This window comes from Hyphomonas sp. (genome assembly GCF_040882205.1).
Taxonomy (GTDB): Bacteria; Pseudomonadota; Alphaproteobacteria; order Caulobacterales; family Hyphomonadaceae; genus Hyphomonas.
In genome coordinates, this window is the sequence record NZ_JBBEBT010000035.1 from 1 (window position 1) to 7,856 (window position 7,856).

Sequence of the window (7,856 nt, forward strand, 5' to 3'; positions counted from 1 at the left end):
CGAGCTGTCATCTTCTCCTCCGCGAAGAGGAGGTTTGCGCCGATGGCGACAAAAACAGGCGAGGCGGCGGCGTAAAGCGCCGCGAGGCTGGAATCGACGGTTTCCTGGGCTGTAGTGATGAAGAAGAACGGGATGACGGAGCCGACTATGCCCATGCCGACAATGGAGACCCAGCGCTTGCGGTCGCTGAGCGGCGGGAGGTGTTTGCGGGTGACCAGCAGGACGATCCAGAGGAACATGGCGCCGATGCAGAGACGGCCAGGCAGCACCCATTCGGCAGGCAAGCCGGTGTCCAGCCCCTTCCCGACCGCCAGGCGGGTCAGCGGATAAGCCCCCGCCCAGACGAGCGACAATGCGCCGAACAGGGCCCAGTCGAGCGCCGGGCGGCCCCCGATCATTGCTTGCCCTTGCGTGTTGGTCATGCGGCGTCCTCTAACCGGATCGCACTAGGGGTCACCGGCGGGCCTGTCCACCCGCCCTGCTTGCACGTAACTTGCAGGCAGGAGGCTGGGCGACCCTCTCCTTCCCCAGCGTCAATTTCGCGGCGCGGTGCCGCACGGAATGCGGGTGGACGCGGGGGGCAGGCGCCAGTAAATGGCTGCAAAACGTGCGAGATATCTCGCCTCACAGGAGAAAACAGATGGCCGTTCGTGTTGCAATCAATGGTTTTGGCCGGATTGGACGTCTCGTCCTGCGCTCGATCATCGAACATGGCCGCACCGATATTGAAGTGGTCGCGATCAACGATCTCGGCCCCGTCGAAACGAACGCCCACCTTCTGCGCTTCGATTCCGTGCATGGCCGCTTTCCGGCAGACGTGAAAGTCGACGGCGACAAGATCGTCATCAACGGCAAGCCGATCCTGGTGACCGCTATCCGCGATCCAAAAGACCTGCCGCACCGCGAACTCGACGTCGACATCGCGATGGAATGCACCGGGATCTTCACGTCCAAGGACAAGGCCTCGGCCCACCTGGCGGCCGGTGCCAAGCGCGTTCTGGTTTCGGCCCCGGCCGACGGCGCGGACATTACGGTTGTCTTCGGCGTCAATCATCAGAACATTAAGAAAGAGCACATGGTCGTCTCGAACGCCTCGTGCACGACCAACTGCCTGGCGCCGGTCGCGCAGGTTCTTAACGCCGCTGTCGGCATCGACAAGGGCATGATGACGACGATCCATTCGTATACGAATGACCAGCCTTCGCTCGACCAGATGCATAAGGATCTCTACCGGGGCCGTGCTGCCGCGCTGTCGATGATCCCGACCTCGACCGGCGCTGCCAAGGCCGTGGGTCTGGTGCTGCCGGAACTGAAAGGCAAGCTGGACGGGATTTCGGTGCGCGTGCCGACGCCGAACGTTTCCCTCGTCGACCTGAAGTTCATCGCCAAGAAGAACACGACTGTGGACGAAGTAAATGGCGCGATCATCGCGGCCGCGACCAGCGGCCCGCTGAAAGGTATCCTCGGCGTCACCGATGTGCCGAACGTCTCGTCGGACTTCATCCATGACGCCCGTTCGTCGATCTTTCATCTCGACCAGACGAAAGTCATGGACGGCAACTTCGTGTCGATCATGACCTGGTATGACAACGAGTGGGGCTTCTCGACGCGGATGGCGGATACGGCCGTTGCGCTGGCGAAACTGATCTAGTTCCCTCCTTCGCTCACCCCCCCGGGGGGCGGGCGCAAGGCCTCAGGCGGCATGAACAACCTCACGAGATCCCCCTCTTCGCGAGGATCGCAGGAGAAACGAAATGACCTCGTTCAAACGCATCTCCGATGCCGGAAATCTCACGGGCAAGGTCGCGCTGGTTCGCGTTGACTTCAATGTGCCCATGGAAAATGGTCTGGTTACGGACGATACGCGCCTTCGTGCAGCGGTCGCCACCGTGCAGACCCTGCGCACGCAGGGCGCCAAGGTCGCGCTGCTGTCGCATTTCGGCCGTCCGAAAGGTGAGCGGGTTGCCGAAATGAGCCTCGCGCCGATTGCAGGCGCGTTTGCCAAAGTGCTCGGCGCGAATGTCAGCTTCGTAGCCGACTGCAAAGGCGAGCATGTGAAGAAGGCGATCGCCGACCTGCAGCCCGCCGGCGTGATCCTGCTCGAGAATACGCGCTTCTGCAAAGGCGAGGAGAAAGGCGACCTCGAACTCGCCAGGCAGATCGCCGCACTCGGCGACATCTTCGTCAATGATGCTTTCTCCGCAGCGCACCGCCGGCATGTCACGACCGCCGTGCTCGCCGAGATCATGCCGGCCTATGCCGGCATCAACATGGAAGAGGAACTCAGCGCGCTCGACAAGGCGCTGGGCCGACCGGAGCGTCCGGTCATGGCGATCGTGGGCGGCGCGAAGGTGTCCTCCAAGATAGACCTGCTGAAGCACCTAGTCACCAAGGTCGACGCCCTCGCCATCGGCGGCGGCATGGCTAATACATTCCTGTTTGCGCGCGGACATTCCGTGGGCAAATCACTCTGCGAACGCGACCTTGTAGACACCGCAAGGGAAATCGAAGCCATCGCCAAGGCATCGGGCTGCGACATCATCCTTCCGCGCGATGTTGTTGTGGCGAAAGAGTTCAAGGCGCACGCGGCCCACCGGGTCTGCGGCCTGGACGAAGTTGCCGATGACGAGATGATCCTCGATGCTGGCCCGCAATCGGTTGCAATCCTCGCCACTGCCATGGACGTCGCCAAAACCGTCGTCTGGAACGGCCCTCTTGGCGCCTTCGAACTCGAGCCCTTCGACAAGGCTACCGTTTCGGCCGCAAAGGCCGCAGCGGCGCGCACGAAAGCCGGCAAGCTGATCGCGGTCGCTGGCGGGGGAGATACTGTCGCTGCCATGCATCATGCCGGTGTGGCCGATGACCTGACCTTCATCTCCACGGCCGGAGGTGCCTTCCTGGAGTGGATGGAAGGCAAGCCCCTTCCCGGCGTCGACGCGCTGCGCAGCTAGGCTGCATCCAGACGCGTCCGACGATGCATCTCAGGAAAAACCCGAATTTGTGCCAAGAAACTTGTCAGTGCCGTTATCGCCGGCCTGGTGCTGGCCGCCTGTGCTACCCGGCCTGCGACTGAAGGCCGGATACTCAGCGATAACCGCAGCAAGCCTTTGCCTGGCTCAGGTACAATCCGGATGGCGGAGAGGTCACCGTAAACATGAGCGCGCCTGACGCCGAAGCCATTCAGGTCATGGCGTTGGACGCTGGCGCGCCCTGGCGCCTCTACGATTTCGACTTTGCAGACTTCAATGCGCTGACCCGGCCGCCGGATCGCGGCAAGACGCTCACCTGGTCGCCAGCCCTTGCCTGGCCGGATGCACCGCCCGAATCAATCCTGAAGTCCATGGGCGTGCTTACCGCCGCATGCCAGGGCGCCGGGCACCGGGCCGGAACGAGGGCCCACCGTCATGCGCTTTCCGGCGCCGGTTTTGATGGCGGCCAGATGCGGCCAGATGCGGCTCCGCGGCGGCGTGGACGTCATCGCGCAGGCCCCTCGCCATCCCGGATACGAGGACTTCCGGCTCACCATGACCGGCCGGTCGCAGGGCGCAGGCGCCTCGTCAGACCTCCCCGCGCAGTAGTGGGCCGGCGGCCCGGAAAACTGAGCGGGCCAACCGCCCGGCAGCGGTCAGATTGGCAATCGTCTACCGATTGCAGCATGGCAACGTTGTCTGTCTTTCCCGGCATGCCACTTGAATATATGGCAGTCAGAATGGTGCGCTTATGGACGCTGCCCTGTTTGAGACGACGTCCCGGTTTTTGGCCGTTTTGCTGTTTCAAAGCGTGACAGCTTCCTGAGCCCCAACGGGCAGCGCGGCCGGAAACTTCGAACAGGTTACCCTCAGGGGCTGAAAGCAAGGTCGGGACAATGGCAGACATAGATGTGGGGATGACAGTGGGCAATGCAGAAATGGCGCGTCAGATGTCGCAGAAGGCCGGCTTCATTGCCGCGCTCGACCAGTCGGGCGGATCGACCCCCAAGGCCCTGCGCCAGTATGGCATCGAGGAAGGTGCCTGGTCGAGCGACGAGGAAATGTACGGCCTGATCCACGAGATGCGCGCCCGCATCATCAAGTCCCCCGCCTTTGGCGGCGAGAAGGTGATCGGCGCGATCCTGTTCGAGCGCACGATGGACGGCGTCATCGACGGTATTCCGGCAGCTGAGTATCTCTGGACCAGGCGCAGTGTCGTTCCCTTCCTGAAGGTCGACAAGGGTCTCGAAGCCGCGTCAGACGGCGTGCAGCTGATGAAGCCGATCACCGGCCTTGACGCCCTGCTGGAGCGCGCCGTTGCCAAGGGCATCTTCGGCACCAAGATGCGTTCGGTCATCGACGCTGCCAATCCGGCAGGCATTGCTGCAATCGTCGCGCAGCAGTTCGAAGTCGGCAAGCAGATCCTGTCGCACGGCCTGATGCCGATCATCGAGCCGGAAGTGACGATCTCGATCGCCGACAAGGCAGAAGCCGAGGAAATCCTCCGTGCTGAAATCCTGCTCCAGCTGGACGCACTGCCCGCCAGGCAACAGGTGATGCTGAAACTGACGCTGCCGGAGAAAGCCAACTTCTACAGATCGCTGGTCGATCATCCGCGTGTCATGCGCGTCGTGGCCTTGTCAGGTGGCTACAGCCGCGAAGACGCCTGCCGCAAGCTTGCCGGGAACACCGGCATCATCGCCAGCTTCTCCCGCGCGCTCACCGAGGGCCTCTCGGCGAAACAGAGCGACGCGGACTTCGACAAGGCGCTCGCCCTTACTGTCGATGCCGTTTGCGAGGCCTCGAAGTCTTAAGTCTTACCGCTGGACGAACCCGCGATCAGGACGCCATACTGCATGCCATTGCGATGGCGGGCATTTTCGGCCGCGTCACAAACCAGAGGGTTCTCCATGAAACTATCCCGCACCGCCTCAGCGGCCTGCGTGCTTGCCCTGCTGACGGCTTCAGCCTGCACCACGCCGCTTCCGGCGGCCGATCCCGCAACCCTGGTCGCTGCGCCGGGCCTTGAGACACGCGCGACCGCCATGGTGGCCGAACTGGTCCTCGCCCCTGCCAGCGCGGAGGCGTTCACAGCGCGCTGCGACAGCGCAATCACACTCATCAACGAAATGGTGGCAGACCTTGAAACCCGCACCACGCCCGCGGGCGCGGCAGACCTCGCCTATCTTGATACCCTGAGCGCTATCGGCTGGTCTGTCGGCAATGGCGAAGCAGGCCTCGTTTCCGAAGCCAATCCCGATCCTGCGATACGTAAATCCGGTGAAGAGTGTATCCAGAAATTCTCGGACGTGTTCAGCAATATCTCGCTGTCTCGTCCGATCTATGACCGGCTGGTGTCCATCGACCTGTCCACGCTGAGCGAAAGCGAGGCCGCCGTCCTGAAGCGGAACCTGCGCGACTATCGCCGCAGCGGCGTCGACAAGAGCGAAGCAACGCGCGACAAGGTCCGTACCCTGAATACTGAGCTGTCCGGGATCAGCCTCGAGTTCAACCGTAACCTCCGGGAAATCCAGGGCTCAATCAAACTCGGCTCCGTCGCTGAACTGGAAGGCCTTCCGCAGGACTATATCGACGCGCATCCGCCCGGCGAAGACGGCAGGATCACGATCACGACCGACACGCCGGATATGGGCCCGATCTTCGGATACTCGCCGAATGAAAGCCTGCGCAAGCGCCTGCTCGAAGTGTCCGCCAACCGTGCCTGGCCGGAAAACGAAGTGCCGCTGCGCCGCCTGCTCGAGAAGCGCTACGAACTCGCCCAGACCCTCGGCTACCCGAACTGGGCAGCCTATATCACCGAGGACAAGATGACCGGCGCGCCGGAAGTGGCCGCCAACTTCCTCTCAAAAATCGAGGCTGCCGGCGCTGAAGCGGCGCGTATCGAGTATAACCGTCTCCTCGAGAAGCAGAAGCAGATCGATCCCGCCGCGACCACGGTCGGCGAGTGGAGCAGCTGCTACCTGTCCGAACAGATCCGCCTGTCGGACTATGCGCTCGACGCGCAGGAAGTACGCCAGTATTTCGCCTATAATAACGTCCGTTCCGGGATTTTCTCGATGATGGAAGACCTGTTCGGGATCGAGATCCGCGACTGGGCGGACGCGCCCGCCTGGCATGAAAGCGTGACCGCCCACGAGATGTACAAGGACGGCGTCCTGGTCGGCCGCTTCTTCCTCGACATGCATCCGCGCGACGGAAAATTCAAGCACGCCGCCGCTTTCCCCATCCGCGTCGGCCCGACGCGTGACGGCGTGCCGGTCGCCTCGCTTATGTGCAACTTTCCTGCAGGCGACCATACGACCGGTCTGATGGAGCACCGCGAGGTCGAAACCTTCCTTCACGAGTTCGGTCACCTCATCCACATGATGGTGTCGGGCCATCCCGAGTTCGCGACCCTGCACATGGGAGGGCTGGAATGGGATTTCATCGAAGCCCCGTCCCAGATGCTGGAGAACTGGGTCTGGGACTATGATACGTTGGCAACCTTTGCCGTGAACGGCGAAGGCGAGACGATCCCGCGCGAACTCGTGGAGAAGATGAACGCCGCCCGTAAGTTCGGCACCGGCGTGAACACCCTCCGCCAGCTTGTCTTCGCCGGCGTGTCGTTGAACTTTTATAACCGTCCGCCTACGGAGGTTGATTTCGGCGCGGTCTGGGAAGAACGCTCAGCCGCCCTCAGCCCGTTCGAGCGCCTGCCGGACACGCATTCCTATGCAAGCTTCGGCCATCTCGATGGCTATTCGGCGATCTATTACACTTACCAATGGTCAAAGGCGATTTCGACCGACCTGTTCACCGAGTTCCACAAAAATGGCCTGCGCGACAAGGAAACGTCTCTGCGCTACCGCGACCTCGTTCTGGCGAAAGGCTCCAGCAAGCCGGCAGCTGACCTGGTGCGGGATTTCCTCGGCCGTGACTGGACACCGCAAGCCTATGAGCAGGAGCTGATCGACGCAGCAAAGAGCGAATAGCTTTCGGGCGACAGCCCCTTGCGGGGCGTGCCGGGAGACCCATCTGAAAGGGCGCAGCCAGATTGCTGCGCCCTTTTTTTGAATCTGGAGTGTCCGCCGATGAAATGCCCTGCCGATGGAGAGACCCTTATCATGGCGGACCGTTCGGGTGTCGAGATCGACTATTGTCCGAAATGCCGGGGTGTCTGGCTCGACCGGGGCGAACTCGACAAGATCATCGACCGGTCGGCGAGCGTGCTACCCGTCCCTGCCCCACAGCCTGAGGCCCACCCGCCGCAGCATTACCGCGACGAAGACCGCTTCCAGGACCGGCATGACGATGACGACGACTGGAAATACAAGAAGGGAAAGCGCCGGGGCCGCGAAAGCTTCCTCAGCGATCTGTTCGACTTCTGAGACATGCGCTAACTCACCTCCACCGCAGGCGACCCCAAATGCTCGAGATGCGACCTGGATGCGAACGCTGCGACCGCGACCTGCCGGGGGATGAGCCGGGCGCGTTCATCTGTTCGTTCGAATGCACTTTCTGCGACGCGTGCATGGACGGCCCGCTCGACGGTGTCTGCCCGAACTGCAAGGGCGAACTGGAGCCGCGCCCGATGCGCAGGGGATCAGCGCTGGCGAAGAACTCGGCAAGCACCAAACGGGTGTTCAAACCGGCTGGTTAACGGCTTTTGGAGTCTGGGGCGCCGGCGCGAATGGCGATTCTACGAAGCGCAGGGCAAGGCGCCGGGCAATCGGCGAAACAATCAGGATGGCGGGATAGGCCAGCATGAAGGCGAGCCCCCAGGAATGCATCCAGCGGCTCAGATAGTCCGGCGGGAAGCCGATATTCAGGGCCGTGATCGCGCCCGACATCAGGAAGCTCATGAAAGTTGCCATGAACAGCCCGAAG

At 62.4% G+C, this 7,856-nt stretch carries 9 protein-coding genes; 7 read left to right on the forward strand and 2 right to left on the reverse strand.

The window, feature by feature from the left end:
• Positions 1-422 (reverse strand): EamA family transporter (locus tag WEA77_RS01950; protein WP_368066191.1); only part of this gene is annotated, 422 nt, incomplete at its 3' end.
• 218 nt (positions 423-640) lie between these two features.
• On the opposite strand from WEA77_RS01950, the gene gap reads away from it, so the two are divergent.
• From gap to WEA77_RS01985, 7 genes are all read left to right on the forward strand, one after another.
• Positions 641-1,651: a type I glyceraldehyde-3-phosphate dehydrogenase gene (gene gap / locus WEA77_RS01955; RefSeq protein ID WP_368066192.1), complete on the forward strand. Its 1,011-nt coding sequence runs from the start codon at positions 641-643 to the stop codon at positions 1,649-1,651.
• Between the two features lie 103 nt (positions 1,652-1,754).
• Complete coding sequence (gene pgk / locus WEA77_RS01960) at positions 1,755-2,951, forward strand: phosphoglycerate kinase (RefSeq protein WP_368066193.1); 1,197 nt, start codon at positions 1,755-1,757, stop codon at positions 2,949-2,951.
• 498 nt (positions 2,952-3,449) lie between these two features.
• Complete coding sequence (locus tag WEA77_RS01965) at positions 3,450-3,578, forward strand: hypothetical protein (RefSeq protein ID WP_368066194.1); 129 nt, start codon at positions 3,450-3,452, stop codon at positions 3,576-3,578.
• Between the two features lie 314 nt (positions 3,579-3,892).
• Positions 3,893-4,783 (forward strand): fructose bisphosphate aldolase, encoded by an 891-nt coding sequence (locus WEA77_RS01970; RefSeq protein WP_368066199.1) that lies wholly within the window; start codon positions 3,893-3,895, stop codon positions 4,781-4,783.
• A 96-nt stretch (positions 4,784-4,879) separates the two neighbouring features.
• Complete coding sequence (locus WEA77_RS01975; protein ID WP_368066195.1) at positions 4,880-6,961, forward strand: M3 family metallopeptidase; 2,082 nt, start codon at positions 4,880-4,882, stop codon at positions 6,959-6,961.
• 99 nt (positions 6,962-7,060) lie between these two features.
• Positions 7,061-7,357, forward strand: a complete 297-nt coding sequence (locus tag WEA77_RS01980) for a zf-TFIIB domain-containing protein (protein ID WP_368066196.1) — start codon at positions 7,061-7,063, stop codon at positions 7,355-7,357.
• Between the two features lie 38 nt (positions 7,358-7,395).
• Positions 7,396-7,629 (forward strand): DUF1272 domain-containing protein, encoded by a 234-nt coding sequence (locus tag WEA77_RS01985; protein ID WP_368066197.1) that lies wholly within the window; start codon positions 7,396-7,398, stop codon positions 7,627-7,629.
• Here WEA77_RS01985 and WEA77_RS01990 read toward each other — a convergent pair.
• Positions 7,613-7,856, reverse strand: a 244-nt coding sequence (locus WEA77_RS01990; RefSeq protein WP_368066198.1) for a DUF2798 domain-containing protein, incomplete at its 5' end; no start/stop codon positions are given. The genes WEA77_RS01985 and WEA77_RS01990 overlap by 17 nt on opposite strands.